The 25,697-nt window shown below is 72.5% G+C and carries 24 protein-coding genes; 14 read left to right on the top strand and 10 right to left on the bottom strand.

From position 1 onward, the window contains the following. Positions 1-88 precede the first annotated feature (88 nt). Positions 89-1,450, bottom strand: a complete 1,362-nt coding sequence (gene glnA, locus ACGFZF_RS02370; RefSeq protein WP_147977741.1) for a type I glutamate--ammonia ligase — start codon at positions 1,448-1,450, stop codon at positions 89-91. 225 nt (positions 1,451-1,675) lie between these two features. Here glnA and ACGFZF_RS02375 point away from each other — a divergent pair, with 225 nt between their 5' ends. From ACGFZF_RS02375 to ACGFZF_RS02390, 4 genes are all read left to right on the top strand, one after another. Further along, the gene (locus ACGFZF_RS02375) at positions 1,676-2,095 is read left to right on the top strand and encodes a hypothetical protein (RefSeq protein WP_393550646.1); all 420 of its coding nucleotides are present in this window, start codon (positions 1,676-1,678) and stop codon (positions 2,093-2,095) included. 82 nt (positions 2,096-2,177) lie between these two features. After that, positions 2,178-2,855: a DUF3105 domain-containing protein gene (locus ACGFZF_RS02380; protein WP_393550647.1), complete on the top strand. Its 678-nt coding sequence runs from the start codon at positions 2,178-2,180 to the stop codon at positions 2,853-2,855. Beyond that, positions 2,852-3,502 (top strand): DUF305 domain-containing protein, encoded by a 651-nt coding sequence (locus ACGFZF_RS02385; protein WP_393550648.1) that lies wholly within the window; start codon positions 2,852-2,854, stop codon positions 3,500-3,502. The genes ACGFZF_RS02380 and ACGFZF_RS02385 overlap by 4 nt, the downstream gene beginning before the upstream one ends. Positions 3,503-3,623: 121 nt before the next feature. Further along, entirely contained in the window at positions 3,624-4,043 is a 420-nt protein-coding gene (locus tag ACGFZF_RS02390) for a CBS domain-containing protein (protein ID WP_356609235.1), read from the top strand. Here ACGFZF_RS02390 and ACGFZF_RS02395 read toward each other — a convergent pair. Beyond that, the gene (locus ACGFZF_RS02395) at positions 4,028-4,870 is read right to left on the bottom strand and encodes an alpha/beta fold hydrolase (RefSeq protein ID WP_393550649.1); all 843 of its coding nucleotides are present in this window, start codon (positions 4,868-4,870) and stop codon (positions 4,028-4,030) included. The genes ACGFZF_RS02390 and ACGFZF_RS02395 overlap by 16 nt on opposite strands. 325 nt (positions 4,871-5,195) lie before the next feature. Between ACGFZF_RS02395 and ACGFZF_RS02400 the strand changes: the two genes are divergently transcribed. Then, positions 5,196-6,023, top strand: coding sequence for a DUF4190 domain-containing protein (locus ACGFZF_RS02400; RefSeq protein WP_393550650.1), 828 nt, complete (start codon positions 5,196-5,198; stop codon positions 6,021-6,023). Between the two features lie 102 nt (positions 6,024-6,125). Next, positions 6,126-7,886: an NAD+ synthase gene (locus tag ACGFZF_RS02405; protein WP_393550651.1), complete on the top strand. Its 1,761-nt coding sequence runs from the start codon at positions 6,126-6,128 to the stop codon at positions 7,884-7,886. Here the strand turns inward: ACGFZF_RS02405 and ACGFZF_RS02410 are convergent. The 4 genes from ACGFZF_RS02410 to ACGFZF_RS02425 form a co-directional block, all read right to left on the bottom strand. Then, on the bottom strand, positions 7,852-9,114 hold the full coding sequence (locus tag ACGFZF_RS02410) for an MFS transporter (RefSeq protein ID WP_393550652.1): 1,263 nt from the start codon (positions 9,112-9,114) through the stop codon (positions 7,852-7,854). The genes ACGFZF_RS02405 and ACGFZF_RS02410 overlap by 35 nt on opposite strands. A 94-nt stretch (positions 9,115-9,208) precedes the next feature. Next, a complete protein-coding gene (locus tag ACGFZF_RS02415; protein ID WP_393550653.1) occupies positions 9,209-10,231 on the bottom strand; it encodes an endonuclease/exonuclease/phosphatase family protein in 1,023 nt (340 codons plus the stop codon). Positions 10,232-10,390: 159 nt separating this feature from the next. Then, complete coding sequence (locus tag ACGFZF_RS02420; RefSeq protein ID WP_393550654.1) at positions 10,391-11,023, bottom strand: TetR/AcrR family transcriptional regulator; 633 nt, start codon at positions 11,021-11,023, stop codon at positions 10,391-10,393. A 256-nt stretch (positions 11,024-11,279) separates the two neighbouring features. Next, positions 11,280-12,914 (bottom strand): MFS transporter, encoded by a 1,635-nt coding sequence (locus ACGFZF_RS02425; protein ID WP_393550655.1) that lies wholly within the window; start codon positions 12,912-12,914, stop codon positions 11,280-11,282. A 177-nt stretch (positions 12,915-13,091) separates the two neighbouring features. Between ACGFZF_RS02425 and panB the strand changes: the two genes are divergently transcribed. From panB to ACGFZF_RS02440, 3 genes are all read left to right on the top strand, one after another. Further along, a complete protein-coding gene (panB, locus tag ACGFZF_RS02430) occupies positions 13,092-13,955 on the top strand; it encodes a 3-methyl-2-oxobutanoate hydroxymethyltransferase (protein ID WP_393550656.1) in 864 nt (287 codons plus the stop codon). Between the two features lie 176 nt (positions 13,956-14,131). After that, positions 14,132-15,124, top strand: coding sequence for an ATP-binding cassette domain-containing protein (locus ACGFZF_RS02435; RefSeq protein WP_393550657.1), 993 nt, complete (start codon positions 14,132-14,134; stop codon positions 15,122-15,124). After that, a complete protein-coding gene (locus ACGFZF_RS02440; RefSeq protein WP_393550658.1) occupies positions 15,121-15,987 on the top strand; it encodes an ABC transporter permease in 867 nt (288 codons plus the stop codon). The genes ACGFZF_RS02435 and ACGFZF_RS02440 overlap by 4 nt, the downstream gene beginning before the upstream one ends. A 25-nt stretch (positions 15,988-16,012) precedes the next feature. Here ACGFZF_RS02440 and ACGFZF_RS02445 read toward each other — a convergent pair whose 3' ends face one another. Beyond that, positions 16,013-19,327, bottom strand: coding sequence for a BTAD domain-containing putative transcriptional regulator (locus ACGFZF_RS02445; protein WP_393550659.1), 3,315 nt, complete (start codon positions 19,325-19,327; stop codon positions 16,013-16,015). 97 nt (positions 19,328-19,424) lie between these two features. Here ACGFZF_RS02445 and ACGFZF_RS02450 point away from each other — a divergent pair, with 97 nt between their 5' ends. Continuing rightward, positions 19,425-20,222 carry a site-2 protease family protein gene (locus ACGFZF_RS02450; RefSeq protein ID WP_393550660.1) on the top strand — a complete coding sequence of 266 codons (798 nt, stop codon included), beginning with the start codon at positions 19,425-19,427 and terminating at the stop codon, positions 20,220-20,222. Between the two features lie 50 nt (positions 20,223-20,272). On the opposite strand, the gene ACGFZF_RS02455 is transcribed toward ACGFZF_RS02450, so the two are convergent. Both ACGFZF_RS02455 and npdG read right to left on the bottom strand, forming a co-directional pair. Beyond that, positions 20,273-20,458 carry a hypothetical protein gene (locus ACGFZF_RS02455; protein ID WP_393550661.1) on the bottom strand — a complete coding sequence of 62 codons (186 nt, stop codon included), beginning with the start codon at positions 20,456-20,458 and terminating at the stop codon, positions 20,273-20,275. 90 nt (positions 20,459-20,548) lie between these two features. Then, positions 20,549-21,253: an NADPH-dependent F420 reductase gene (gene npdG, locus ACGFZF_RS02460; protein WP_393550662.1), complete on the bottom strand. Its 705-nt coding sequence runs from the start codon at positions 21,251-21,253 to the stop codon at positions 20,549-20,551. A 102-nt stretch (positions 21,254-21,355) separates the two neighbouring features. Between npdG and ACGFZF_RS02465 the strand changes: the two genes are divergently transcribed. Both ACGFZF_RS02465 and ACGFZF_RS02470 read left to right on the top strand, forming a co-directional pair. Further along, complete coding sequence (locus ACGFZF_RS02465) at positions 21,356-21,958, top strand: hypothetical protein (RefSeq protein ID WP_393550663.1); 603 nt, start codon at positions 21,356-21,358, stop codon at positions 21,956-21,958. Positions 21,959-22,012: 54 nt separating this feature from the next. Continuing rightward, positions 22,013-23,311 carry an MFS transporter gene (locus tag ACGFZF_RS02470; RefSeq protein ID WP_393550664.1) on the top strand — a complete coding sequence of 433 codons (1,299 nt, stop codon included), beginning with the start codon at positions 22,013-22,015 and terminating at the stop codon, positions 23,309-23,311. 401 nt (positions 23,312-23,712) lie between these two features. Here ACGFZF_RS02470 and ACGFZF_RS02475 read toward each other — a convergent pair whose 3' ends face one another. Continuing rightward, positions 23,713-23,952 (bottom strand): hypothetical protein, encoded by a 240-nt coding sequence (locus tag ACGFZF_RS02475; protein ID WP_393550665.1) that lies wholly within the window; start codon positions 23,950-23,952, stop codon positions 23,713-23,715. A 58-nt stretch (positions 23,953-24,010) separates the two neighbouring features. Between ACGFZF_RS02475 and map the strand changes: the two genes are divergently transcribed. Further along, complete coding sequence (gene map / locus ACGFZF_RS02480) at positions 24,011-24,868, top strand: type I methionyl aminopeptidase (RefSeq protein WP_147977758.1); 858 nt, start codon at positions 24,011-24,013, stop codon at positions 24,866-24,868. Positions 24,869-24,988: 120 nt separating this feature from the next. After that, positions 24,989-25,639: a heme oxygenase (biliverdin-producing) gene (locus ACGFZF_RS02485; RefSeq protein WP_393550666.1), complete on the top strand. Its 651-nt coding sequence runs from the start codon at positions 24,989-24,991 to the stop codon at positions 25,637-25,639. Positions 25,640-25,697: the final 58 nt, after the last annotated feature.

Below are 25,697 nucleotides of genomic sequence, written 5' to 3' on the forward strand. Positions count from 1 at the left end.
CAGGGCGGTTGAGACGACTCGGGGCCGGTGGCTCACCGCCACCGGCCCCGACCGTCGTTCCGCGGGGGCACCCCCCGCCGACCTGCCCTTACAGCACCGGCAGGTTCTTCCGCAGTTCGAAGGCGGTGACCTCGCTGCGGTACTCCTCCCACTCCTGCTTCTTGTTGCGCAGGAAGAAGTCGAAGACGTGCTCGCCGAGCGTCTCGGCGACCAGTTCGCTCTTCTCCATCAGGGCGATCGCCTCGCCCAGGTTCTGCGGCAGCGGCTCGATGCCCATCGCGCGGCGCTCGGCGTCCGAGAGCGCCCAGACGTCGTCGTCCGCGCCCGCCGGGAGCTCGTAGCCCTCCTCGATGCCCTTGAGGCCCGCCGCCAGCAGGACGGCGTAGGTCAGGTACGGGTTGGCGCCGGAGTCGATGGAGCGGACCTCGACGCGGGAGGAGCCCGTCTTGCCGGGCTTGTACATCGGGACGCGGATCAGGGCCGAGCGGTTGTTGTGGCCCCAGCAGATGTACGAAGGGGCCTCGCCGCCCGCGCCCGCGCTGCGCGCCGAGCCGCCCCAGATGCGCTTGTAGGAGTTGACCCACTGGTTGGTGACGGCCGAGATCTCGGCGGCGTGCTTGAGCAGTCCGGCGATGAAGGAGCGGCCCACCTTGGACAGTTGGTACTCCGCACCCGACTCGTAGAAGGCGTTCCGGTCGCCCTCGAAGAGGGAGAGGTGGGTGTGCATCCCCGAGCCCGGGTACTGCGAGAACGGCTTCGGCATGAACGTCGCCTGCACGCCCTGCTCCAGCGCGACCTGCTTCATGACCAGGCGGAAGGTCATGATGTTGTCGGCCGTGGACAGCGCGTCCGCGTACCTGAGGTCGATCTCCTGCTGGCCGGGCGCGCCCTCGTGGTGGGAGAACTCCACCGAGATGCCCATCGACTCCAGCATGGTGATCGCCTGGCGGCGGAAGTCCATGCCGACGTTCTGCGGGGTGTGGTCGAAGTAGCCGGAGTTGTCGGCGGGCGTGGGGGTCGAACCGTCGAGCGGCTTGTCCTTCAGGAGGAAGAACTCGATCTCGGGGTGCGTGTAGAAGGTGAAGCCGAGGTCGGACGTCTTGGCCAGCATCCGCTTCAGGACGAACCGCGGGTCGGCGAAGGACGGCGAACCGTCGGGCATCAGGATGTCGCAGAACATCCGGGCCGTGCCCGGGGCCTCGGCGCGCCACGGCAGGATCTGGAAGGTGCCCGGATCCGGCTTCGCGATCATGTCCGACTCGTATACACGGGCGAAGCCCTCGATGGCGGACCCGTCGAAGCCGATGCCTTCGTCGAATGCCTGCTCAAGCTCGGCGGGCGCCACGGCGACCGACTTCAGGAAGCCGAGCACGTCGGTGAACCACAGGCGCACGAACCGGATGTCACGCTCCTCGAGCGTCCGGAGCACGAATTCCTGCTGCTTGTCCATTTCCACACCCATCTTTGCTGGTCAGGCCGCCTGTTCCCACCGCCTTGGGCATATCGGAGGGCACCTGAGCATCCCACCACATGGTTTCGCGCACGTTGCACACCCATAGTGCCTGCTCGGGTGTGACACAGGTAACGGGGGACGGGCCGTTTTCGCGCGTCCGATCACCCCGAGCGTCCACCCACCCGTGCCCTCCGGGTCCGTCGGCCACTACGATCTCCGCCCATGGGGGGCCCTCCACTCGTCCGCCTGACCCGGCGCGCGCGTCCCGTGGCACTGATGAGTGCCGTGGCGACGCTCCTCGCCGCGCTCTTCGTCTGTCTGGGCGGCGGTCCGGCGCACGGCACGGCCCCGCGGGCGCACGAGCGCCACGCCGCCGGCGGCACGGACGTCGCCGGCGTCGTCGCGCGCGGCGCGGACCGGTCCGGTGCGGACGAGTACGTGTGCCCGTACGACCGCGGCGACTGCTCGCTCTTCCCCTCGCTCAGCCCCGCGGTGCTGACCGCCCCGCCGCTCGACCCCCCGCTGCGCGCGGAGGGCCGGCTGCCGGGCACCGGCCCGTCGCACGACACCGGCCGGGCTCCCCGCCCCGGCGCACAGCCGCGTGCGCCGGACCTGCACGTCCTTCAAGTCCTGCGGACGTGACGGTCGGGTCACCCGCAGCACCCGCCCGCCGCGTCCCGACCGACGCGTGACGACCCCCCTCACCACAGAAGGACGAAACACCATGGCCGCCAACCGCTCCGCCGCCTCCGACCGCCGTGCCCGCATAGAGGAGATGCGGCGCGCCGAGAAGGCCCGCGACCGCCGCAACCGCATCCTCACCATCAGTGTCTCCACCGTCGTCGTCCTGGCCCTCGTCGGCTTCGGCGGCTACGTGCTGAAGGACCAGGCCGACAAGAAGGAGCAGAAGGAGGCCGCGGCCAAGGCGCCCATCAAGGACGAGAAGTCCTGGGACGCCAAGAAGCTCGGCCGCAACCACGTCACCAACGCCGTGACGTACCCGATGAAGCCCCCGGTCGGCGGCGACCACGACCAGGTCTGGATGAACTGCGACGGCGACGTCTACCAGCAGAAGGTCGCCGAGAGGAACGCCGTGCACTCCCTGGAGCACGGCGCGGTCTGGGTGACGTACAGCAAGAAGGCCGCCGAGGCGGACGTGAAGAAGCTGGCCGAGAAGGTCGGCAAGACGCCGTACTCCCTGATGAGCCCGGTCGACGACCAGGCCGGCGCGATCATGCTGAGCGCCTGGGGCAAGCAGGTGACCGTGGACGGCGCGAGCGACCCGCGCGTGGACGCGTTCTTCACCAAGTACGTGCAGGGCCCGCAGACCCCGGAGCCGGGTGCCGCGTGCACCGGCGGCCTGGGCGCCGAGGGTCAGGGCGGCGCCGGGACGGGCCAGTGAGCGGGTCCCGCCCGAACCGCACGCAGTGGGCGGCGATCACCGCCGTCGTCCTGGCGCTGCTGTTCGCCGGCGGCGCCCTCACGGTCGCCTCGGCCCAGCGCGACGCGGAGCCGCGGACGCCCGTCACGGAGTCGGCGGACGCGGGTTTCGCCCGCGACATGTCGGTCCACCACCAGCAGGCCGTGGAGATGTCGTTCATCGTCCGGGACCGGACGAAGGACGAGGAGGTGCGCCGGCTGGCGTACGACATCGCCAACACGCAGGCCAACCAGCGCGGCATGATGCTGGGCTGGCTGGACATGTGGGGGCTGCCGAAGGTGGAGTCCGGCACCGAGCCGATGTCCTGGATGGGCATGGGCGGCCACGGTGACGCGGGCCCGCTCGACGGGGCGCTGATGCCCGGCATGGCGACGAAGACGGAGCTGGACCGGCTGCGGAAGGCCGAGGGCCGGGAGGCCGAGATCCTCTACCTCCAGCTGATGTCCGACCACCACAAGGGCGGCGTCCACATGGCCCGCGGCTGTGTGGAGAAGTGCTCCGTGGACATCGAGCGGAAGCTCGCCCAGGGCATGGTCGAGGCCCAGGAGTCCGAGCTGGCGCTGATGGCGGATCTGCTGGCCGCGCGGGGCGCGAAGCCGCGCGGCTGACGCTCCCGCAAGGCAGGGCGGCCCCCGTGATCCCAGCGGTCGCGGGGGCCGCCTCGTACGCGGACAATGGGTGAGGCTCGGGGACGTACGTACGACGTCGTTCTACGGAGGTACGCACCCCATGACCACGGCCAAGGACATCATGCACCCCGGGGCCCAGTGGATCCCCCGGCACGAAACGCTCGACCGTGCGGCGCAGATGATGCGCGACCTCAACGTGGGCGCGCTTCCCATAGCCGACGAGCAGGAACGGCTGTGCGGCATCATCACGGACCGCGACATCGTCGTGGGCTGTGTCGCCATGGGCCACGACCCGGCGAAGGTCACCTGTGGCGAGATGGCGCAGGGCACCCCGCGCTGGATCGACTCGGGCGCGGACGTCGGCGCGGTCCTGGAGGAGATGCAGGGTCATCAGATCCGCCGGCTCCCCGTCATCGAGGACAAGCGGCTCATCGGCATGATCAGTGAGGCCGATCTGGCCCAGCACCTGTCGGACGAGCAGATGCAGGCGTTCTGCGCGAGCGTCTACGCCTCGTCCTGACCGCCGGTGCGCAGAGCCGCCCGTGCCACCGCGTCCGGGCGGTCCAGCATCATCAGCTGGCCCGACGGCTCGACCGCCTCGTAGCGGGCGCCGAGCCGCCGGGCCAGCGTGCGCTGGCGCCGGTCCCAGCGGGCCGACCCGTCCGGGGCCGCGAGCACGGTGACGGGCAGGTCCGGCGGGAGCGGGAAGCGCTCGCGCAGGGCGAGGAGTTCGGCGGCGACGGCGCGGTAGTGGGTGTTCTCCAGGAGCGCGCCGCGCAGTACGCGGGTCGTGGCGTAGCAGGCGCGGACGAGGGTGGCCGGTGCCGGGTCGCCGCCCGTGGGGCGTGACAGCCGCACGCCGGCACGGCGGACGGCCGGGCCGAGGGCGGCGGGCGCTCCGGCGGCTCCGAGCACGGTGCCGAGGGCCCGGGCCACGGCGGTGCGCAGGGCGGGGGCGGCGGGCGGCCGGGCGTGTTCCTCGACGGAGGAGTCGACGAGGACGACCCCGGCGGTGCGGGCCGGGTACAGGCGGGCGTGGGCCTCGGCGTGGAAGCCGGCGATGGAGTGGCCGACGACGGTGGCGGGGCCGGGCAGGCCCAGCGCGTCGAGGACTCCGGCTATCCGGTGGGCCTCGCCTGCCGCGCTGGGCGGGACGGCGGCGGGGGCGGACAGTCCGTGACCGGGGCGGTCGAAGCGGACGACCGTGCGGTGCGGGGCGAGCAGCCGGACGACCGGGTCCCAGTCGAACCAGCACATGGCGAGGCCCGCGCTGAGGACGCAGACGGGCCCGGAGCCCTCCACGACGACGTGATGGGCCACTCCGCCGACGCGGACGAACCTGCTCAAGGGCGCTCCTCGGCCACGGAGACGGCGGCTGCCGCGAGCCAGCCTGCCACGAGCGGCGCCCGGAGCCGCCGACCGGCACCGGGCGAGCGGCGGGTCCGGGGCAGGGCGCGAGGCGCGTACCCGCGCCGGGTGGGCGGGAGGCACCGCAGCCGCACCGGCCGCGTGGGCCGCGGCACCGAGCCCGGGAGACGAACCCGTCTCGCCCGCAAAATCCCTGGCGCCCGCACATACCGCCGACATACGGTCATGATCACCAGGGGGCTGTGTGCCGGTGCCGGCCGAGGAGTCCCTCCCCGACCCCCGCGCCCGCCGTGAAGGATGCCGCATGACCATGCCCCCGAACGCCCCTGCCCAGATGCCCTGGGGGCCGCCGCCCCCGCCGGTCCGCCAGGCCCGCAACGGCCTCGGCATCGCCGCGCTGGTCACCGGCATCGTGGGGCTGGTCCTCGGGATCGTCCCGTTCCTGTTCTGGCTGGGCGGCGTCCTGGGCGTGCTCTCCCTCGTGCTCGGTCTGGTCGGTCACGCCCGTGCCCGCCGGGGCGAGGCGAGCGACAAGGGCGCGGCCGTCGCCGGCATCGTCCTCGGCGCCGTCACCGTCGTCGTCTCGCTCGTGTGGCTGGTCGTCATCGTCATGGCGGTCGGCGACGTGGCGGACGACCTGGAGAAGGAGATACGCGAGCAGGAGTCGGCCACGGCCGCCCCCTCCGAGCCGGGTCCCGCCACGCCCGACGACCTGCCGACGGATTCCGCTCCGGCGGCGCTGGCGTTCGGCGGGACGCACACCTACCCCGACGGCATGAAGGTGACCGTCTCCAAGCCGCGCGCGTACCGGCCGGACGAGTTCGCGGCCGGTCACACCAAGGGCAACAGCGCCTTCCAGGTGACGATCACCATCGTCAACGGGTCCGACAAGGCGGTGGACATCACCACGGCCCTGCCCAGCGTCCGGGACGGCGCGGGAGCGGCGGCGGGTCAGATCTTCGACGGCAGCGGCGCCTCCGAGCCGTTCACGGGCCGGCTGCTGCCGGGCAAGCAGGCCAAGGGGGAGTTCGCCTTCTCGCTGCCCGCGAACGCCGACGGCGAGATGCAGCTGGAGGTGGGCCCCAAGGTGCTGGACTACGAGGACGCGATCTGGACGGGTCCCACCGGGTGACCCTCGCGCACGGCCCGGTCCGGCGGCCGCGTCCGCCGGGCCGTTCCCGCCGGGCTCCCGTATCCCAGGACATAGCGTCGGTCTGACGATTACACTGGGCAGGTGCCTCAACTACGCCTCGCTCTGAATCAGATCGACTCGACCGTCGGCGACCTCGCCGGGAACGCCGAGGCGATCGTCCACTGGACCCGGCACGCCGCCGAGCAGGGCGCGCACCTCGTCGCGTTCCCCGAAATGGTGCTCACCGGCTACCCCGTCGAGGACCTGGCCCTTCGCTCCTCGTTCGTGGAGGCGTCCCGGGACGCCCTGCGGGCGCTCGCCGGGCGCCTGGCCGCCGAGGGCTTCGGGGGACTGCCGGTGATCGTCGGCTACCTCGACCGCTCCGAGCGCGACCGCCCGCGCCTCGGCCGGCCCGCCGGGTCCCCCGAGAACGCCGGCGCCGTGCTGTACGGGGGCGAGGTGGTCCTGCGGTTCGCCAAGCACCACCTGCCCAACTACGGCGTCTTCGACGAGTACCGCTACTTCGTCCAGGGCGACACCATGCCCGTCGTCCGGGTCCACGGCGTCGACGTCGCCCTCGCGATCTGCGAGGACCTCTGGCAGGACGGCGGCCGGGTGCCGGCGGCCCGCAGCGCGCACGCGGGGCTGCTCGTCTCGATCAACGCCTCGCCGTACGAGCGGGACAAGGACGACACCCGGCTCGAACTGGTCCGCAAGCGCGCCCAGGAGGCCGGCTGCACCACCGCGTACCTCGCGATGATGGGTGGTCAGGACGAGCTGGTCTTCGACGGTGACTCGATCGTCGTCGACGCCGCCGGCGAAGTCGTCGCCCGTGCCCCGCAGTTCTCCGAGGGAAGCGTGATCCTCGACCTCGACCTGCCGGCCGCCTCGGCCGACGCGCCGACGGGCGTCGTGGACGACGGGCTGCGGATCGACCGTGTGGTCCTCTCCGAGGAGCCGCTGCCCGCCTATGAGCGGGAGCTGACGGGCGGCTACGCGAACCGGCTCGACGACGACGAGGAGGTGTACTCGGCGCTCGTCGTGGGCCTGCGTGCGTACGCCGCGAAGAACGGCTTCCGGTCCGTCCTCGTCGGCCTGTCCGGCGGCATCGACTCGGCGCTCGTCGCCGCGATCGCCTGCGACGCGGTCGGCGCGCAGCACGTGTACGGGGTCTCGATGCCGTCGAAGTACTCCTCGGACCACTCCCGGAGCGACGCCGCCGAACTGGCCCGGCGCACCGGCCTGAACTTCCGCACGGTGTCGATCGAGCCGATGTTCGACGCGTACATGGGGGCGCTCGGCCTGTCCGGCCTGTCGGAGGAGAACCTCCAGTCCCGGCTGCGCGGCACCCTGCTGATGGCGCTGTCCAACCAGGAGGGCCACATCGTCCTCGCGCCGGGCAACAAGTCCGAACTGGCGGTGGGCTACTCGACGCTGTACGGAGACTCCGTCGGCGCGTACGGCCCGATCAAGGACGTGTACAAGTCGACCGTGTTCCGGCTCGCCCGCTGGCGCAACCGGGCGGCCGAGGACCGCGGCCAGACGCCGCCGATCCCGGAGAACTCGATCTCCAAGCCTCCGAGCGCGGAGCTGCGCCCGGGGCAGGTCGACACCGACTCCCTCCCGGACTACGACGTCCTGGACCGGATCCTCGCGATGTACGTCGACCGCGACCAGGGCAAGGACGCGATCGTCGCGGCCGGCTTCGACGAGGAGCTGGTGGCGCGCACGCTGCGCATGGTGGACGCGGCGGAGTACAAGCGGCGCCAGTACCCGCCGGGCACCAAGATCTCGGCGAAGGGGTTCGGCAAGGACCGCCGGCTTCCGATCACGAACCGCTGGCGGGAGACGACGGCTCGCTGACCGGGGCCGGCACGCCGCCGGCCCGCGTACCCGCCGTACGGAGGGGGCTTTTCGCGACGACGCGGGAAGCCCCCTCGGGCGTGCCGCCCCGCAGGTCGAGGAGTCCGGCCGCGGCGGCGACCGCCAGGCCCACCACCGTCAGGACGGCGCCGACGAGCGCCGGGGAGGTCCAGCCCCAGCCGACCGCGACGGCGGCGCCGCCGGCCCAGGCCCCGCCCGCGTTGGCGAGGTTGAAGGCGGAGTGGTTGGAGGCGGAGGCGAGGGTCGGAGCGTCCTTGGCCTTGTTCATCACCAGCATCTGGAGCGGGGTGGTGGTCATGAAACCGACCGCGCCGAGGACGACGACGGTCACGAGCGCCAGCCACGGCACGTGGACGGTGAAGCGGAAGGCGACCAGCACGAGGGCGAGCGCGGCCAGCGAACCGTAGAGCGTCGGGCGCAGCGCGCGGTCGGTGAGCGGGCCCGCGGCGAGCGCGCCGGCCGTCATGCCGATCCCGAAGAGGGCGAGCACGAGGGTGACCGAGGACTCGCCGAAGCCCATCACCTCGGTGGTCATCGAGGCGAGGTAGGAGTAGACGGCGAAGACGCCGGCGAAGCCGAAGACGGCGGTGAGCAGGCCGAGCAGCACCTGGGGGCGGCCGAGCGCGCGCAGTTCACGGCCCAGGCTCTGCTGCGCGTCGACCGGTACCCGCGGCACGAGCCGGGCGAGTGCCGCCATCGCGAGCAGGCCGATGGCGGTGACGACCAGGAAGGTGGCCCGCCAGCCGAGGCGCTGGCCGAGGAGGGTCGCGGCCGGGACGCCCAGGATGTTGGCGACGGTCAGGCCGAGGAACATCGTGGCCACCGCCCGCGCCTGCCGGCCCTCGGGGACCAGGCGGGCGGCGACGACGGCGCCGACGCCGAAGAACGCGCCGTGCGGGAGTCCGGCCAGGACCCGGCCGGCGACGAGCCAGCCGAAGCCGGGCGCCAGCGCGGAGGCCAGGTTGCCGACCGCGAACAGGGCCATCAGCAGCAGGAGCATCCGCTTGCGCGGGACCCGCGAGCCGAGGGCGGTGAGCAGCGGGGCGCCGATGACGACACCGATCGCGTAGGCGGAGACGAGGTACCCGGCGGTGGGGACGGAGGTGCCGAGGTCGCCGGCGACGTTGGGCAGCAGGCCCATCATCACGAACTCGGTGGTGCCGATGCCGAAGGCGGAGACGGCGAGCGCGAGCAGCGCCAGGGGCATGGGAGAGCCTTTCGAGAAGTTAGTTCTGCAACTTAACAAAGGCTCCCCGCCCGAGGGAAAACGCGGGTGAAGGGGAGGTTTCCGGCGCGTGCCGTCACAGGCTGATGCGCGCCGCGATCGGCAGGTGGTCGCTCTCGGTCTCCGCGAGCGTCCAGGACGAGACCGGCTCCACGCCCTTGACCATGATCTGGTCGATCCGGGCCATCGGGAACGAGGCCGGCCAGCTGAAGCCGAAGCCGTCGCCGGAGGCGCCCTGCGTGGAGCGCAGCTGCGAGGTGACGGCGTTCAGCGAGCGGTCGTTCATGGTGCCGTTGAGGTCGCCGAGCAGGATGACCCGGCGGTTCGGGTCGTCGGCGATGGCCTCGCCCAGCGCGTTGGCGCTCCGGTCGCGCTGGTTGGCGGTGAAGCCGGCGTTCAGCTTGACCCGCACGGACGGCAGGTGGGCGACGTACACGGCCACCGCGCCCTGGGGGGTGGCGACGGTCGAACGCATGGCGCGGGTCCAGCCCATCCGGATGTCGACCTCACGCGTGTCGCGCATCGGGTACTTGCTCCACAGCCCGACGGTGCCCTGCACGGAGTGATAGGCGTACGTGTCGGCCAGGCCGCGCTCGTAGACCGGGACCATCTCGCCCTTGAGCTCCTCCAGCGCGACCACGTCGGCGCCGGACGAAGCGATCTGGCGGGCCGTGCCCTCGGGGTCCGGATTGTCGGCGTTCACGTTGTGGGTCGCGACGGTGAGGTCGCCGCCGCCGGCGGACTTGTCCGTGACCAGGCCGCCGAAGAGGTTGAGCCAGACCACGGCCGGCAGCAGCAGGGCGATCAGCGCGGTCGCGGAGCGCCGCAGCACCGCGAGGACCAGCAGCACCGGCACGAGCAGGCCGAGCCAGGGCAGGAAGGTCTCGGTGAGGCTGCCGAGGTTGCCGATGCGGTTGGGGATGTCGGAGTGCAGGACCATCAGCAGCGTGAGCAGGACGGCGCAGACCGCGAGCAGGATCCCGCGGCGCCAGATGCCCCGGTCGCCCAGCCGGCGCCCGAGCACCGATCGGAACCGCGATCCGGAGCGCTCGTCCCGTGCGCCGCCGTTCTCGGTCTCCGTCATGTCCACCCGCGCCATCACTCTGTCCTCACTGCCTTGCTCGGTGACCCGACGTCGACACTAGGTGATGACGGGTCCGTCGTACTGCCACGGGGGACGACAGAGCGGCGCGGCGGGTTCCGGCGGGTGGCCCGGGCGGTACGGCTGTGACAGAACGCGCACATTCGTACGGTTCGGTCAGCTTCCGGGGCGTACGCCGGACAGGACGGCGTCGACGACCCGCTCCGGCAGACCGGGGTCCAGCGGGGCGCCGGGCCGGATGACGGTGCGCAGCAGGAGGGGCCCGACGAAGAGGTCGTCGAGCAGTTCGAGGTCGAGGTCGGGCCGGATCTCGCCGGCCTCGATGCCCCGGCGCAGCACGTCCAGGCCGAGCCGGCGGCGCGGCTCGATCACGGTCGCGTGGTACGCCTCCCACAGCTTGGGATACAGCCGCATCTGCGAGAAGACGTTGTGCAGCAGGGCCGAACTCCGTTCGGCGAGTCCACGTCGTCGCAGCGACTCGAGCAGCGTGACGAGGTCGTCGCGGACGGAGGTGCCGGGAAGGATCGGATCGGGTGGCTCGACGGAGCGCAGGAGGTCGACGAAGAGCTCCTCCTTGCCGGGCCAGCGGCGGTAGATGGTGGCCTTCCCGACCCCGGCGGTGCGGGCGATCCGCTCGATCGACAGGTCGGCGAGCGGGACCCCCTCCTCCAGGAGCGAGGTCGCCGCCGCCAGGATCGCCCGCTCGGCGGCCTCGCTGCGCGGCCGCCCGCGCCGTGCGGCGCCCCCGCCCCGCGGGCCCTTCGGGGCGCCGTCGTCTTCGAGGGACACGTCCGCTCCGCCTTTCGCCGTCACCGCGGGACACCTGCTGTCACCTGCTCGCATCCTCCCGATCCCCGGCGACGCCCCTGCACGGCGGCGGCTAGGTCCTGTCCTGGCGATCTTCTCGGGCCCGCGACGACGGCTGCGGCGTCTCGCGGCGTTGTCGGAGTCGCCCGAGTACGCCCGGTACGAGGGCGATCCTCCGCCTTGCGATACACCACATCCGACGCCACGGGCCGGTCCTCGAAGATCGCCCGGACAGGGCCTAGCTCCGGACCGGCGCGCTCGCTCCGGCGTCCGACTCCGGTTCGGGCTTCGCGACGGACTCCGACCCGCCGGGGGCGCCCGGTCCGCCCGCCCGCCGGCCCGGCAGGAAGGCGCCCACGACGACCGCGCCGAACAGGGCGATCGCGGCCGAGCAGGCGGCCGTGACGTGCATGGCGTCGAGGAAGGCGTCGTACGCGGGCGCCACCAGCGCCGCCCCCTCCGGGCCGAGGCGCGCGGCGACACCGAGGGTGGCCTCGATCGATTCGCCGGCCGTGTCCCGCAGGCCCGGTGGCAGCCCGGTCAGGTGGCCCTCGATCTCGCCCCGGTAGGTGGCCGAGAGCACCGAGCCGAGCACCGCCACCCCGAGCGCGCCCCCCACCTGCCGGAAGGTGTTGTTGATCGCCGAACCCGAGCCGGCCTTCTCCCGGGGCAGGGACTGCATCACGGCGACGGTCACCGGCGGCATGATGTGCGCCATTCCCAGGCCCTGCGCGAAGAAGACCAGCTCCAGTGTCCACACCGGCGTGTGCGCGTCGAAGGAGGTGAAGGCGGTCAGGCCCGCGGCGACCAGCAGCATGCCCCCGGCGCACACCACCCGCGCGCCGAAGCGTTCGACGGCCAGTCGCGCCCGGGGCGAGAACACCAGCTGCGCGGCGGCGATGGGCAGGATCAGCAGTCCGGCCTGCAGCGCGCTGTAGCCGCGCACGCTCTGCAGGTAGAAGGCGGAGAAGAAGGTGACGCCCATCAGCGCGAAGAAGACCAGCGCGATGGCGGCCACGGCGGCGGAGAACGCGGGCTTGGCGAAGTAGCCGATGTCGATCGCCGGGTGGTCGCTGCGCTTCTCGTGCAGGACGAAGCCGACGAGGACCGCGAGGCCCGCGAGCAGCGGGGCGAGGACGGTGGGGTCGGTGAAGTCGGCCAGCTCGCCGCCACGGATGATCCCGTACACGAGGAGGACGAGCCCGACGACGGACAGGAAGACGCCCGGCACGTCGATCCGGCCGGGCGCGGGGTCGCGGGAGTCGGGCACCAGCCAGGCCATCAGCACGAAGGCGAGGATCACGACCGGCACGTTGACCAGGAAGATCGAGCCCCACCAGAAGTGTTCGAGCAGGATGCCGCCGGTGATCGGGCCGACCGCGATGGCGACCCCGACGCTGCCCGCCCAGATGCCGATGGCCCGTGGCTGCTCCTCCCGCTCGAAGACGTTCATCAGGACGGCGAGGGTGGCGGGCATCACGAAGGCGGCGCCCAGGCCCATGACGGCCCGGTAGGTGATGAGCTCGCCGGGGGATCCGGAGAACGCGGCGAGCGCGGAGCCCGCGCCGAAGACGGCGATGCCGAAGAGCAGCACCTTCTTGCGGCCCCACCGGTCGCCCAGCAGCCCCGCCGTGAACAGCAGGCCGGCGAAGACGAGCGTGTAGGAGTTGATCGCCCATTCCAGCTCGCTCTGACCGGCGCCGATGCCGGTGGGCGCGGGGCTGGCGATCGTCTTGACGGCGACGTTCAGGATCGAGTTGTCGAGGACGACGATCAGCAGGCTGAGCGTCAGGACGCCGAGGACCACCCAGCGGCGGCGGTGGACGGCCTCGGGGATCCGGGGTGCCGCGGGAACGGCGGACGGCTGGGACATGCCCCCACGCCTACCCGATTTCGATACGGCGCCGTCTCGTATCGAAATGGTTCGCCCGGTCGGCGTGTGAACAGCACCACTCCGGCCCACTTCCCCCGCCGCCTCGTGAAGTGCCACCATGGACGTGATCCGGGGACGCCGTCAGGGCGCCTCGAGATGACGAAGGAGCCGTTCACCATGACGCTTCAGCCTGCCCCGACGCAGTCCCCCGACAGCAGCAAGGCGCTGTACGGAGGCAAGGGCACGCGCCGCATCACCGTCCACGACATCGCCGCCGCCAAGACCCGCGGCGAGAAGTGGCCGATGCTCACCGCCTACGACGCCATGACGGCGTCCGTGTTCGACGAGGCGGGCATCCCGGTCGTCCTCGTCGGCGACTCGATGGGCAACTGTCACCTCGGCTACGACACCACCGTGCCCGTGACGATGGACGAGATGACCCTGCTGTCCGCCGCCGTCGTGCGGGGCACCAAGCGGGCCCTCGTCGTCGGCGACCTCCCCTTCGGCTCGTACCAGGAAGGGCCCGTCCAGGCCCTGCGCAACGCCACCCGGCTGGTCAAGGACGCCGGCGTCGGCGCGGTCAAGCTGGAGGGCGGCGAGCGTTCGCTGCCGCAGACCGAGCTGCTGGTCCAGGCCGGCATCCCGGTGATGTCCCACCTCGGCCTGACCCCGCAGTCCGTCAACACCATGGGCTACCGGGTGCAGGGCCGCAGCGACGAGGCCGCGCACCGGCTGCTGAGCGACGCCAAGGCGGCCCAGGACGCCGGCGCCTTCGCGGTCGTGCTGGAGCTCGTGCCGTCCGAGCTGGCGGCCGAGGTGACCCGTTCCCTGCACATCCCGACCATCGGCATCGGCGCGGGGCCCGAGACCGACGCTCAGGTCCTCGTCTGGACGGACATGGCCGGCCTCACCGGCGGCAAGGTGCCGCGCTTCACCAAGCAGTACGCCAACCTGCGCCAGACGCTCGGCGACGCCGCGCGCGCCTTCGCGGAGGACGTCAGCGGTGGGGCCTTCCCCGCCCCGGAGCACACTTTCCACTGACCCCCGGGAGCCCGCCGGCTCCCTGATCCGCCCTGGTCACCGGGGCTTTTCCTCGCGCCATCGCGGTACGGACGACAGCCCGCCGACATCCCCCATCGGCGGGCTGTCGGCGCGTCCGGGGCCGCTGTCGGTCGTCTGTCGGAGGGTTGTCGGTGGCGGCTGGTCTAGTAGGGGCCATGACGCGATCACACACCAACGCCGTCGAGGTCCGGGGCCTCGTGAAGCACTACGGCGAGACGAAGGCCCTGGACGGGGTCGACCTGGACGTCCGGGAAGGCACGGTGCTCGGGGTCCTCGGCCCGAACGGCGCCGGCAAGACCACCCTCGTGCGCTGCCTGTCCACCCTGATCGTCCCGGACGCCGGGACCGCCCGGGTCGCCGGGTACGACGTGGTGAAGCAGCCCCGCCAGCTCCGCCGCACCATCGGCCTCACCGGCCAGTACGCCTCGGTCGACGAGAAGCTGTCCGGCTGGGAGAACCTCTACATGATCGGGCGGCTGCTCGACCTGTCCCGTGCCGACGCCCGGCGCCGCGCCGACGCGATGCTGGAGCGCTTCTCGCTCACCGAGGCCGCCAAGCGGCCGGCGATGAACTACTCCGGCGGCATGCGGCGGCGCCTCGACCTCGCCGCCTCGATGATCGGCCGGCCCGCGGTCCTCTACCTGGACGAGCCCACCACCGGTCTCGACCCCCGCACCCGCAACGAGGTCTGGGACGAGGTCCAGAACATGGTCTCCGAGGGCGTGACCGTGCTGCTCACCACCCAGTACATGGAGGAGGCCGAGCAGCTCGCCAGCGAGCTGACGGTCATCGACCGCGGCCGGGTCATCGCCAACGGCAAGGTCGACGAGCTCAAGGCGCGGGTGGGCGGCCGCACGCTGACCGTCCGCCCGGTGGACTCCGCCGACCTGCCCGCCATGGCGGGCGCCCTGCGCGAGTCCGGCCTGGACGGGGTCGCCGGCGCCACCGTCGTCCCCGACGAGGGCGCGCTCTACGTGCCGATCCTCAGCGACGAGCAGCTGACGGCCGTCGTCGGCCTGCTCGGCGCCCGCGGCTACGGCATCGCCCACATCGGTACCCACCTGCCCAGCCTGGACGAGGTGTTCCTGGCCATCACGGGCGAGAAGGCCACCGTGTCCGACACGCTTCCCGAGGAGGTCGCCGCATGAGCACCACCACGACCACGCAGCTCTCGAAGCCGCCCGCCGGCTCCACCCCCGGGCCGGCGCCGATGCGCGCCGCGCAGCCCGGCGAGGGACGGATCGGCCTGCGGGCCAACCTCCGCCACATCGGCGCCCTGGTGCGCCGGAACGCGCTGCAGATCAAGCAGGACCCGGAGTCGATGTTCGACGCGGTCCTGATGCCGATCATCTTCGTCCTGCTGTTCGTGTACGTCTTCGGCGGCGCGATCTCCGGCAAGGGCAACAACGACGCCTACGTGAACTACGTGGTCCCCGGCCTGATGGCGATGATGGGCATGAACATCGCCATGGCCGTCGGCACCGGCATCAACGACGACTTCAAGAAGGGGGTCATGGACCGGTTCCGCACGATGCCGATCGCCCGGTCCTCCGTCCTCATCGCGAAGATCGTCGTCGAGGTCGGCCGCATGCTGGTCGCCACCGCGATCCTGCTCGGCATGGGCTTCCTGCTCGGCATGGAGATCAAGACCTCGGTCCTCGACCTCTTCGCCGCCATCGGCCTGTCGATGGTGTTCGGCGCCTCGCTGATGTGGATCTTCATCCTGCTCGGTCTCACGCTGAAGACGGCCCAGGCCGTCCAGGGAATGGCCATGATCGTACTGATGCCGCTCCAGTTCGGCTCCTCGATCTTCGCTCCCCCGACCTCGATGCCGGGCTGGCTGGAGACCTTCACCGACTACAACCCGCTGTCCAACCTGGCCGACGCGGCGAGGAACCTGATCAACGGCGGTCCGGTCGCCCACTCCGTGTGGATGACCCTCGGCTGGGCCGTGGCGATCACGGTCGTCACGGCGCCGCTCGCGGTCGCCAAGTTCCGCAAGAAGACCTGATCCGCCCGGGGACGGCCCGGGAACGTCAGGACTCGGCGCGCCTCGTGATCGCGTCGGCGCCGTCGAGCAGGGCGGTGGCCTCCTCCAGGGAGAGGCCACCGCCCTCGGCGTACGCGGCCTCGAACGCCGTGTCGCCGAGTACGGACCGGGTCAGCGCGGTGGCCGCGTCCAGGTTCTCCCGCTCCATCGGGGCGAGGCGGTGTTCCTTCGGGAGAAGGTCCGGGACAGCGCCGAGGAGCCGGGCCGCGCGTGTGGCGTCGTCGCCGCCGAGACCGGCCAGCGCCCAGGCGGCGGTGACCAGGTGGATCGTCGGCATCTGCGGGGCGACCATCAGCGACAGGGCGCCGGTCGCCCGGTCCAGGGCCTCCCGGACGAGCTTCAGCGCCGCCGCGTACCGGCCGTCCAGGTTGTCGAGCCAGGCCAGGCTGCCGAAGGTGAAGCCCTCGAAGATCGACAGGGTGTCGGAGCCGAACTCGGCCAGCAGTTCGGTGAGCTGCTCGCGCGCCTCGGCGGTGCGGCCGGTCCGGCCGAGGAGCATCGCGAGGAAGATCCGCGCGGCGAGCATCGGCTCGTGGCCGCGCCCGGGGCCCTCCGCCAGGACCTGGCGCAGGATCGCCTCGCTCTCCTCGTGCCGGCCGACGGCGGCGAGCGTGTCGGCGTAGCGGGCCCGCAGCAGCGCCGTCTGGGACTGGGCGCCGATCCGCTCCGCGTATCCGATGGCCGCGGCGAAGTCCTCGGCCGCGCCCTCGAACTCGCAGCGCTTCTCGCGGGCCTCGCCCCGCGAGGAGAGTGCCTCGGCCGCGCCCCAGGCGTCGTCGAGGCGGAGGAAGATCCCCAGGCTCTCGTCGGCGTCGGCGCTCGCTCCGTCGGCCCAGGAGACCCGGTTGGCGAGCATGTTGGCGCGCAGCTGGAGGATGTTGGCCAGCTCCCAGGCGTAGCCGTGGGTCCGGCAGGCTTCGACGGTGGCGTCCAGCGAGGTCCGCATCCCTTCGACGTCGCCGGTCAGCAGCACCGCGAAGACGGAGAAGGAGCCGGGCAGCCGGCAGGTCTGCGGCAGCCCGGGCGGGTAGGCGTCGGTGATGCGCCGCAGTCGCTCGATGCCCTCGGGGGTGGTCCACCGACCGGTCTGGTGGTCCATGTTCAGCAGCTCGATGAGCCGCGCCCCGCGCCGGGCCTCCCACAGCGTGTCCTCGTCGAACGGCGGCGGCGCGGCGGTGACGTGCGCGAAGAGGGGGACGACGGGCGGCGCGTCCGGTCCGAAGGGGTCCGGGCCGAGGGCGGCGACGGCCTCGGCCCAGTGCAGGGCGTCGACGCGCAGGTCGCGCATCTGCCAGTACCAGAGGAGGGCGTGGACGAGGCTGAGCGCCTCGTGCTCGTCCCGGGCGGTGACGGCGCGGCGCAGGGCGGTCCGCAGGTTCTCGTACTCGAGGCGGAAGCGGGCCATGGCCGCGAGCTGTCCGCCGCCGCGGAGTTCGGGGTCGGTGGTGCGGGCGAGTTCGCGGTAGTACGTCAGATGCCGCCGCTCGGCCACCGCACGATCACCCGCCTCGTCCAGCCGCTCTCCCGCGTACTCCCCCACCGTCTCCAGCAACCGGTAACGCATCACCCCCTCCTCCGAAGGAGCCGCCACCACCAACGACTTGTCCACCAACGCACCCAGCACGTCCAACACCCCGGCCCCACCGGACCCCCCGCACACCGCCTCCGCCGCCTCCAGACCACACCCGCCCGAGAACACCGAAAGCCGCCGCAACACCCCCCGCTCACCCTCGTCCAACAGATCCCACGACCAGTCCACCACCGCACGCAACGTCTGCTGACGCGGCAACACCGTCCGCGCCCCCGACGTCAACAACGCGAAACGATCATCCAACCGATCCGCGATCTGCCGCGGACTCAACAACCGCAACCGCGCCGCCGCCAACTCGATCGCCAACGGCAACCCGTCCAACCGCCGACCGATCTCCGCACACGCCTCCGCATCCTCCGACACCACAAAACCCGCACGCGCCGCAGCACCCCGCTCCCCCAGCAACCGCAACGCCTCACCCCGCGACAACGGCCCCACCGGACGCACGAACTCCCCCGGCACCCCCAACGGCTCCCGACTCGTCGCCAACACCGACACCCCAGGACACCGCGCCAACAACACCTCCACCAACCCCGCGACCACACCCACCACGTGCTCACAGTTGTCCAGCAGCAACAACAACCGCCGCGACCCGCAATGCTCCACCAGACGCCCCGTCGGGTCGTCGTGGACGTTCGTGCGCAGTTCCTCGGCGCCGGCGCCCCTGAGGACGGTCTGGCGCGCGCCGACGGCGCCGAGGACGGCCTCGGCCACGGCCTGCGGGTCCGTGACGGGAGCCAGTTCGGCCAGCCACACCCCGTCCGGCCACGCGTCGGACGCGGCGTCCGCGACCTCCTGGGAGAGCCGGGTCTTGCCGGCGCCGCCGGGCCCGAGGAGCGTGACGAGCCGGGCGCCGCGCAGGTCCTCCCGTACGGCGGCGATGTCCCTCTCACGCCCGACGAAACTGGTCAGCCGGGCGCGGAGGTTGCCGGTGGTCCCGGCGGAGGCCGGGGCGGAGCCGGGGGCCGAGGCGGTGGGGGCGGTGGCCGGGTCCGTGGCCAGGAGCTCCGTGTGCAGGGCCCGCAGCGCGGGGGACGGGTCGGTCCCGAGGCGGCCGGCGAGTTCGCGGCGGACCGCGTCGTAGGCCGCGAGGGCCTCGGCCGCGCGGCCGGTGTCGCGCAGCGCCCGGATCCGCAGGGCCTGGAGCAGTTCGTCCAGCGGGTGTTCCTCGCAGAGCGCGGCGAGTTCGGGCAGGACGGTGGCGGCCTGTCCGAGGGTGAGGGCGGCGCCGAGGCGGGCACGGCGGGCGTCCAGGCGGCGGGCCTCCCAGCGGGACGCCTCGGCCGCGCGGTCGGGCAGGTCGGCGAGCGCGGGTCCCCGCCAGAGCCCGAGGGCCTCGTCGAGGAGCCCGGCGGCGCGGGCCGGATCCCCGGACTCCAGGGCGTGGAGGCCGTCCGCCGCGAGCCGTTCGAAGCGCCGCGCGTCCACGTCCTCGGGGCCCGCGGCGAGCCGGTAGCCGCCGTCCGCGGAGACCACGGCCTCGTGCCCGAGCGCCCGGCGGGCCCGCCCGACCAGGGCCTGGAGCGCCGCGGCGCCGTCCGCGGGCGGCTCCCCGTGCCAGACCTCGTCGACGAGGACGGGGACGGGGACGGCGCGCCCGGCCCGCAGCGCGAGCACGGTCACCAGGGCCCGCAGCCGGGGACCGCCGATGGGGACGGGCGTGCCGTCGGGGCGGTGGGCGAGGGTGGGGCCGAGGACTGAGTAGCGCACAGGCCCTATTCTCCGTGAGCCGGGGGACGTCGCAGGAACTCACCCCCACCCCGGCACGTTCCCCGCACAGCACCCCGTCCTCCAGGGAGTCCCACCGATGTCCACGGCCACCACCCGCAGCCACGAGCGCAGGATCAGCCCGGTCTTCCTGGCGATCCTCGCCGTCATGGCGGTCACCGGCTGGGCCGTGTGGACCGGCTTCGCGACCTCTCCCGGCCTCGCGGTCTTCCTCTTCGTGACCTCGGCCTGGATCGTGTCGCTGTGCCTGCACGAGTACGCGCACGCCCGCACCGCGCTGCACAGCGGGGACATCACGATCGGGGCGAAGGGCTACCTCACGCTCAACCCGCTCGCGTACACCCACGCGGTGCTCAGCATCATCCTGCCGGTGCTCTTCGTGATCATGGGGGGCATCGGTCTGCCGGGCGGCGCGGTCTTCATCGAGCAGGGCCGGATCCGGGGCCGCTGGAAGCACAGCCTGATCTCGCTCGCGGGGCCGCTGGCCAACGTCCTGTTCGCGGTCGTCTGCACGGCGCCGTTCTGGCTGCACCTGCTCGACGGCGTGCCGCTGCCCTTCCGCTTCGCGCTGGCCTTCCTGGCGTTCCTCCAGGTGACGGCGGCGCTGCTGAACCTGCTTCCGGTGCCCGGCCTCGACGGGTACGGGGTCGTCGAGCCGTGGCTGTCGTACCGGCTGAAGCGGCAGATCGAGCCGTACGCGCCGTACGGGTTCTTCGTCGTGATCGCGCTGCTCTTCGTGCCGGCGGTCAACGGCGCGTTCTTCGACACGATCGACGCGCTGATGCGCTCGCTCGGGGTGCCGGAGGTGTACCGCTACTGCGGCTCGGAGCTGTTCCGGTTCTGGCAGGAGACGCCGGAACTCTGCCGGGTCGGCTGAGCTCCGGCGGTCCGTGTCAGGGCCGGACGGGCGCCGGGTCCGGACGCTTCCTAGGCCTCGGAGGCCGCGGTGCTCTCGGCCTTGGCCCGGCGGACGTAGTACCAGGCCATGTTCGAGGACAGGCCGGCGAGCAGCACCCAGATCACGCCGAGGAAGCTGCCCTGGACGAAGGAGACGACGGCCGCGACCACGGCGAGGGCGCAGACGACGAGGGCGTAGAGAGCGAGGCGGGGCATGGGGGTCGGCTCCTGTCCGGTACGGCTGATGGTGCCCGACCAGTGTCCCCCATGCCCGGGCCCGTGCCCGCAGGCGCCCGGGCGGGGCGCTCAGACGTCGGTGACGCGCAGCCCGGCGTGCGCCTTGTAGCGCCGGTTGACCGAGATCAGGTTGGCGACGAGCGACTCGACCTGGTGGGCGTTGCGGAGCCGGCCCGCGAAGACGCCCCGCATGCCGGGGATGCGGCCGGCGAGCGCCTGGACGATCTCGACGTCGGCGCGCTCCTCGCCGAGGACCATCACGTCCGTGTCGATCTCGTCGATCGAGGCGTCCTGGAGGAGCACCGCGGACAGGTGGTGGAAGGCGGCGGTGACCCGGGAGCCGGGCAGCAGGGCGGCGGCCTGTTCGGCGGCGGACCCCTCCGCGGGCTTCAGGGCGTAGGCGCCCTTCTTGTCGAAGCCGAGCGGGTTGACGCAGTCGACGACGAGCTTGCCCGCCAGCTCGTCCCGCAGGGTTTCGAGGGTCTTGGCGTGCCCGTCCCACGGAACGGCGACGATCACGATGTCGCTGCGGCGGGCGCACTCGGCGTTGTCGGCTCCTTCGACGCCGAGGCCGAGCTCGCCGGCGGCGGCCTGGGCGCGGTCGGCGGCACGCGAACCGATGATCACCTTCTGGCCGGCCTTGGCGAGCCGGTAGGCGAGGCCGCGGCCCTGGTCGCCGGTCCCGCCGAGGACACCGACGACGAGTCCGGAGACGTCGGGCAGGTCCCAGGGGTCCTTGGGCGCGGGAGCGGGAGTGGGGGTGTCGGAAGTCATGGCCCCGACATTACTGGCCGGTCGGCCGGGCGGGGATCCCGTACGGGTGGAACGTGCGCGACCGGCCCCGGCGCGGGGCCGGCTGCGGCAGTATGCGGCCCCATGGATGCCGTACGCGTCGCGTTGCTGCGGGAAGTACTGGCCGGAACGGCGTGGCCGCGGGAGGCCCGCCGGTTCGCGGGCGTCCTGCAGGCCTCCGTCGTGCCCCGGGGCGGCGGGCTGCTCCTGGTGGGGACGGCCGGGTACGAGCCCTGGCACCTGGCCGCGCACCTGGTCGACGAGTCGGCCTGGTCCGGGCAGCCGGAGCTGGCGCCGACGCTGGTCCGGCACCGGGTGCGGCCCGGGGATCCGGCGCACCTGGCGGTCGGGCTGAACCGGCTGGAGTCGGCCGGGCGGGGGTCGACGCTGCTGATGGTCGCCCCGGAGCGGGCCGACGCCGGCCTCCTGGAGCGGGTGCACGACGCCCGCAGGGCCGGGGCGACGGTCCTGTCGCTGGACGGCGGCGATCCGGAGGTGCACGGGCTGGCGCACGAGGCGCTCACGGTGGACGCCTCGGCGGAGGTCGACCTGGACACGGTCCAGCATCTGGTCAGCGCGGCGGCCGGGGAGAACAGCCTGCCTTCCGCACGCGGCCGGCGACGCTTCCGGGACCGGCTCTCCGCACTGACCGACCACCTGACGGTCCCTCCGCAGGCGCCCTGGTAGCGGGCGACGAAATCCGGTTGCCTCCGGCACCGATCGGCACGAGCATGACCCCTCGTGACCTCCAAGCTGTCGGTGAGACTGGCATCCGTCCTGCCCGACACGGCGCCGTGGCGGTCGTCCGCCGACTTCCGGCTGCTGTGGATCCAGGGGCTGGTGACGTACTTCAGCAGCTTCATGGCGCTGATCGCCCTCCCCCTCCAGATCAAGGACCTCACGAACTCGCCGTTCGCCGTGGGCGCGATGGGCGCGGTGGAGCTGGTCCCGCTGGTGGTGTTCGGTCTCTACGGCGGGGCGCTCGCCGACGCGGTCGACCGGCGCAAGGTGATCATCCTCACCGAGGCCGGACTGGGTGTCCTCGCGCTGGTCCTGTTCCTGAACGCGCTGCTGCCCTCCCCGATGCTGTGGCCCCTGTACCTCGTCGCGGCCTGCGTCTCCGCGCTGGCCGGGCTCCAGCGACCCGCGCTGGACTCCCTCCTCGCCCGCATCGTGCCGCACGAGCAGCAGACCGCCGCGGCCGCGCTCAACTCGCTGCGGTGGCAGACGGGCGCGATCGCGGGCCCGGCGCTCGCGGGCCTCGTGGTCGCCTACGCCGGGCACGCGCCGGCCTACGGCCTGACGATCGCCGGCTTCGCCGCGTCGGTGCTGCTCTGCCGCCGGCTGGCCCCCGCCCCGCCCGCGCACGACGCCGAGAAGCCCTCGCTGCGCGGCATCGCGGAGGGGGCGCGCTACGCCTGGTCGCGGCCGGTGCTGCTGGGCACCTACGCGATCGACCTCGCGGCGATGTTCTTCGCCTTCCCGAACACGATCTTCCCGTTCCTCGCGGACGAGCTGGACGCCGACTGGGCGCTGGGCCTGATGTACGCGGCCGGATCGGTCGGCTCCCTCGTCCTCGGCCTCACCAGCGGCTGGACCTCGAAGGTCCGCCGACACGGCCTCCTGGTGGTGTTCGGCGCGGCGGGCTGGGGACTCGCGATCGCACTGGCCGGCCGGTTCGACGACATCTGGCTGGTGCTGCTGTGCCTGGCCTTCGCCGGCGCCGGCGACATGCTGAGCGGGCTCGGCCGCTCCACGATCTGGAACCAGACGATCCCGGAGGAGCTGCGCGGCCGGCTGGCCGGCATCGAGGTCCTCTCCTACAGCGTCGGCCCCCAGCTGGGGCAGGTCCGCGCCGGCGCGATGGCCGGCTGGACGGGCACCCGCCCGGCGATCTGGTCGGGCGGGCTGGCCTGCGTCGCCTCGGTGGGCCTGCTCTGCCTGACGCTGCCCCGGCTGCTGACGTACGACGCCGCGACGGACGAGGACGCGCTGCGCCGGAAGGCGGCGCGGGGGCGGGAGACGTCGGAGGTCGGGTAGCCGGCGGCGGTCCGGGACACCGCGGGGGCGGTACGGCCGCCGTGCCGGATCGCCCGATCGAGTGCGTTCGCGCGCCGGCCGGGACGGGCGCGGCACGGACCGCGGCCGCCCCGGCCGGCGCGAAGGGGCGGCCGGGCGGCCCCCGAGGTCAGGGCCTCGGCGCCAGGACCTCGGCGTCGGGCCGACCCGGAGATCGCCGGGGCAGGTCCCTAAGGGCTGTCCCGTAATCCCCGGCGGGCGCACGACGCCGGCTACGGCACTCCCCCAGCCTTCGGCCGGGGGTGCCCCCACGCGGCGTTGTCGGATCGCCCGAATACGCCCAGTATGAGGACGACCCTCCGCCTTGCGATGCACCGCATCCGACGCCGTGCGCCGACCCACCGCGGATTACGGGACAGCCCTTAGGGCGTGTCGTCCCGGGAGCCGTCGGACGCCGGGGCGTCGTGCCACTTCGGGTCGTTCTCCCACTCCAGGTTGCGTTCCTTCGCCGTCTCCATGGCGTGGGCCGCCTCCTCACGGGACGCGTACGGGCCGAAGCGGTTCTTGGCCGGGCACTCGGGGCCCTCCTCGACCTTCTTGTGCTCCAGGCAGTAGTACCACTCGCCCGGCTTGCCCGCCGTGCGCTTCTTGAACAGGGCCATCGTCGGCTCCTTCCTCTGTCGCCATGCTGCCCCAGACCCGGTCGTTAGACTCGCTGGTATGTCTGGCCAGTCGCTGCTCGTGCCCGGGGAACTCTCCCCCCACCGCTCCGTTCCGGGAGCCATCCGTCGTCCCGAGTACGTCGGGAAGCCCGCCCCCACGCCGTACAAGGGACCGGAGGTGCAGGACTCCGACACCGTCGAGCGGATGCGGATCGCCGGTCGCATCGCGGCCCAGGCGATGGAGGAGGCCGCCAAGCACATCGCCCCCGGCGTGACCACGGACGAGCTGGACCGGGTCGCGCACGAGTTCATGTGCGACCACGGGGCCTATCCCTCCACGCTCGGCTACCGCGGGTTCCCGAAGTCGCTGTGCTCCTCGGTCAACGAGGTCATCTGCCACGGCATCCCGGACTCCACCGTCCTCAACGACGGCGACATCGTGAACCTCGACGTCACGGCGTACATCCACGGCGTCCACGGCGACAACAACGCGACCTACCTGTGCGGCGACGTCGACGAGGAGTCGCGGCTGCTGGTCGAGCGGACCCGCGAGTCCCTCGACCGCGCCATCAAGGCCGTGAAGCCCGGCCGCCAGATCAACATCATCGGACGGGTCATCGAGTCGTACGCCAAGCGCTTCGGCTACGGCGTCGTCCGGGACTTCACCGGGCACGGCATCAACTCGTCCTTCCACTCCGGCCTGATCATCCCGCACTACGACTCCCCGCACGCGACCACGGTGATCCAGCCGGGCATGACGTTCACCATCGAGCCGATGCTGACGCTGGGCACCCACGAGTACGACATGTGGGACGACGGGTGGACCGTCGTGACCAAGGACCGGAAGCGGACCGCGCAGTTCGAGCACACGCTCGTGGTGACGGACACCGGGACCGAAATCCTCACGTTGCCCTGACGCTCGCGCGGGGTAGCTTCTTACCGACAGGACGTCGGGAACCAGTTGACTTAGGTAAGCCTAAGTAGCAGTATTCCAGCAGGTTCCCGTCCCCATCGGCAAGGTCCCCGGAGGCACGCCTTGGACACGCCCTTCTCGACGCTCATCCGCACGGCCTCGCACGAGCAGCACACCGAGGCCGAGACGTCGACGTTCATGAGCGACCTCCTCGGCGGACGGCTCGGCGTGGACGCCTACGCGCGCTACACGGAGCAGCTCTGGTTCGTGTACCGGGCCCTGGAGGACGGCGCCGAGGCGCTGAAGGGCGACCTCGTCGCCGGGCCCTTCATACAGCCGGAGCTGTTCCGCACGGCCGCGCTGGAGCAGGACCTGGCCCACCTGCGGGGCCCGGACTGGCGCGCCGGGCTCTCCCCGCTGCCCGCCACGGCGACCTACGCGGAGCGCGTCGCGCACTGCGCCCGCGCATGGCCCGCCGGATACGTGGCGCACCACTACACGCGCTACCTCGGCGACCTCTCCGGCGGCCAGATCATCCGCGACAGGGCGGAGCGCACCTGGGGCTTCGCCCGCAAGGGCGACGGCGTCCGCTTCTACGTCTTCGAGGAGATCGCCAACCCGGCCGCCTTCAAGCGCGGCTACCGCGAACTGCTCGACGGCGTGGCCGCCGACGACCTGGAGAAGCAGCGGATCGTCGACGAGTGCAAGCGAGCCTTCGACTTCAACGGCGCGGTGTTCCGCGAGCTGGCCGGCGAGTTCCCGCTCAGCGCCTGAAGCCCGCGCGGGCTCCGGGTGCGGGGACGTACCCCGCACCCGGAGCCCGCTCGTGAGC

It is taken from the genome of Streptomyces sp. NPDC048338, from assembly GCF_043201055.1.
GTDB lineage: Bacteria > Actinomycetota > Actinomycetes > Streptomycetales > Streptomycetaceae > Streptomyces.

Bases quoted from the DNA above. Each gene is read 5' to 3' on its own strand.
- ACGFZF_RS02380 (WP_393550647.1), top strand. From the start codon at position 2,178: ATGGCCGCCAACCGCTCCGCCGCCTCCGACCGCCGTGCCCGCATAGAG.
- glnA (WP_147977741.1), bottom strand. From the start codon at position 1,450: ATGGACAAGCAGCAGGAATTCGTGCTCCGGACGCTCGAGGAGCGTGAC.
- npdG (WP_393550662.1), bottom strand. From the start codon at position 21,253: ATGACTTCCGACACCCCCACTCCCGCTCCCGCGCCCAAGGACCCCTGG.
- ACGFZF_RS02390 (WP_356609235.1), top strand. From the start codon at position 3,624: ATGACCACGGCCAAGGACATCATGCACCCCGGGGCCCAGTGGATCCCC.
- ACGFZF_RS02465 (WP_393550663.1), top strand. From the start codon at position 21,356: ATGGATGCCGTACGCGTCGCGTTGCTGCGGGAAGTACTGGCCGGAACG.
- panB (WP_393550656.1), top strand. From the start codon at position 13,092: ATGACGCTTCAGCCTGCCCCGACGCAGTCCCCCGACAGCAGCAAGGCG.
- ACGFZF_RS02375 (WP_393550646.1), top strand. From the start codon at position 1,676: ATGGGGGGCCCTCCACTCGTCCGCCTGACCCGGCGCGCGCGTCCCGTG.
- ACGFZF_RS02400 (WP_393550650.1), top strand. From the start codon at position 5,196: ATGACCATGCCCCCGAACGCCCCTGCCCAGATGCCCTGGGGGCCGCCG.
- map (WP_147977758.1), top strand. From the start codon at position 24,011: ATGTCTGGCCAGTCGCTGCTCGTGCCCGGGGAACTCTCCCCCCACCGC.
- ACGFZF_RS02415 (WP_393550653.1), bottom strand. From the start codon at position 10,231: ATGGCGCGGGTGGACATGACGGAGACCGAGAACGGCGGCGCACGGGAC.
- ACGFZF_RS02475 (WP_393550665.1), bottom strand. From the start codon at position 23,952: ATGGCCCTGTTCAAGAAGCGCACGGCGGGCAAGCCGGGCGAGTGGTAC.
- ACGFZF_RS02440 (WP_393550658.1), top strand. From the start codon at position 15,121: ATGAGCACCACCACGACCACGCAGCTCTCGAAGCCGCCCGCCGGCTCC.
- ACGFZF_RS02435 (WP_393550657.1), top strand. From the start codon at position 14,132: ATGACGCGATCACACACCAACGCCGTCGAGGTCCGGGGCCTCGTGAAG.
- ACGFZF_RS02425 (WP_393550655.1), bottom strand. From the start codon at position 12,914: ATGTCCCAGCCGTCCGCCGTTCCCGCGGCACCCCGGATCCCCGAGGCC.
- ACGFZF_RS02450 (WP_393550660.1), top strand. From the start codon at position 19,425: ATGTCCACGGCCACCACCCGCAGCCACGAGCGCAGGATCAGCCCGGTC.
- ACGFZF_RS02455 (WP_393550661.1), bottom strand. From the start codon at position 20,458: ATGCCCCGCCTCGCTCTCTACGCCCTCGTCGTCTGCGCCCTCGCCGTG.
- ACGFZF_RS02410 (WP_393550652.1), bottom strand. From the start codon at position 9,114: ATGCCCCTGGCGCTGCTCGCGCTCGCCGTCTCCGCCTTCGGCATCGGC.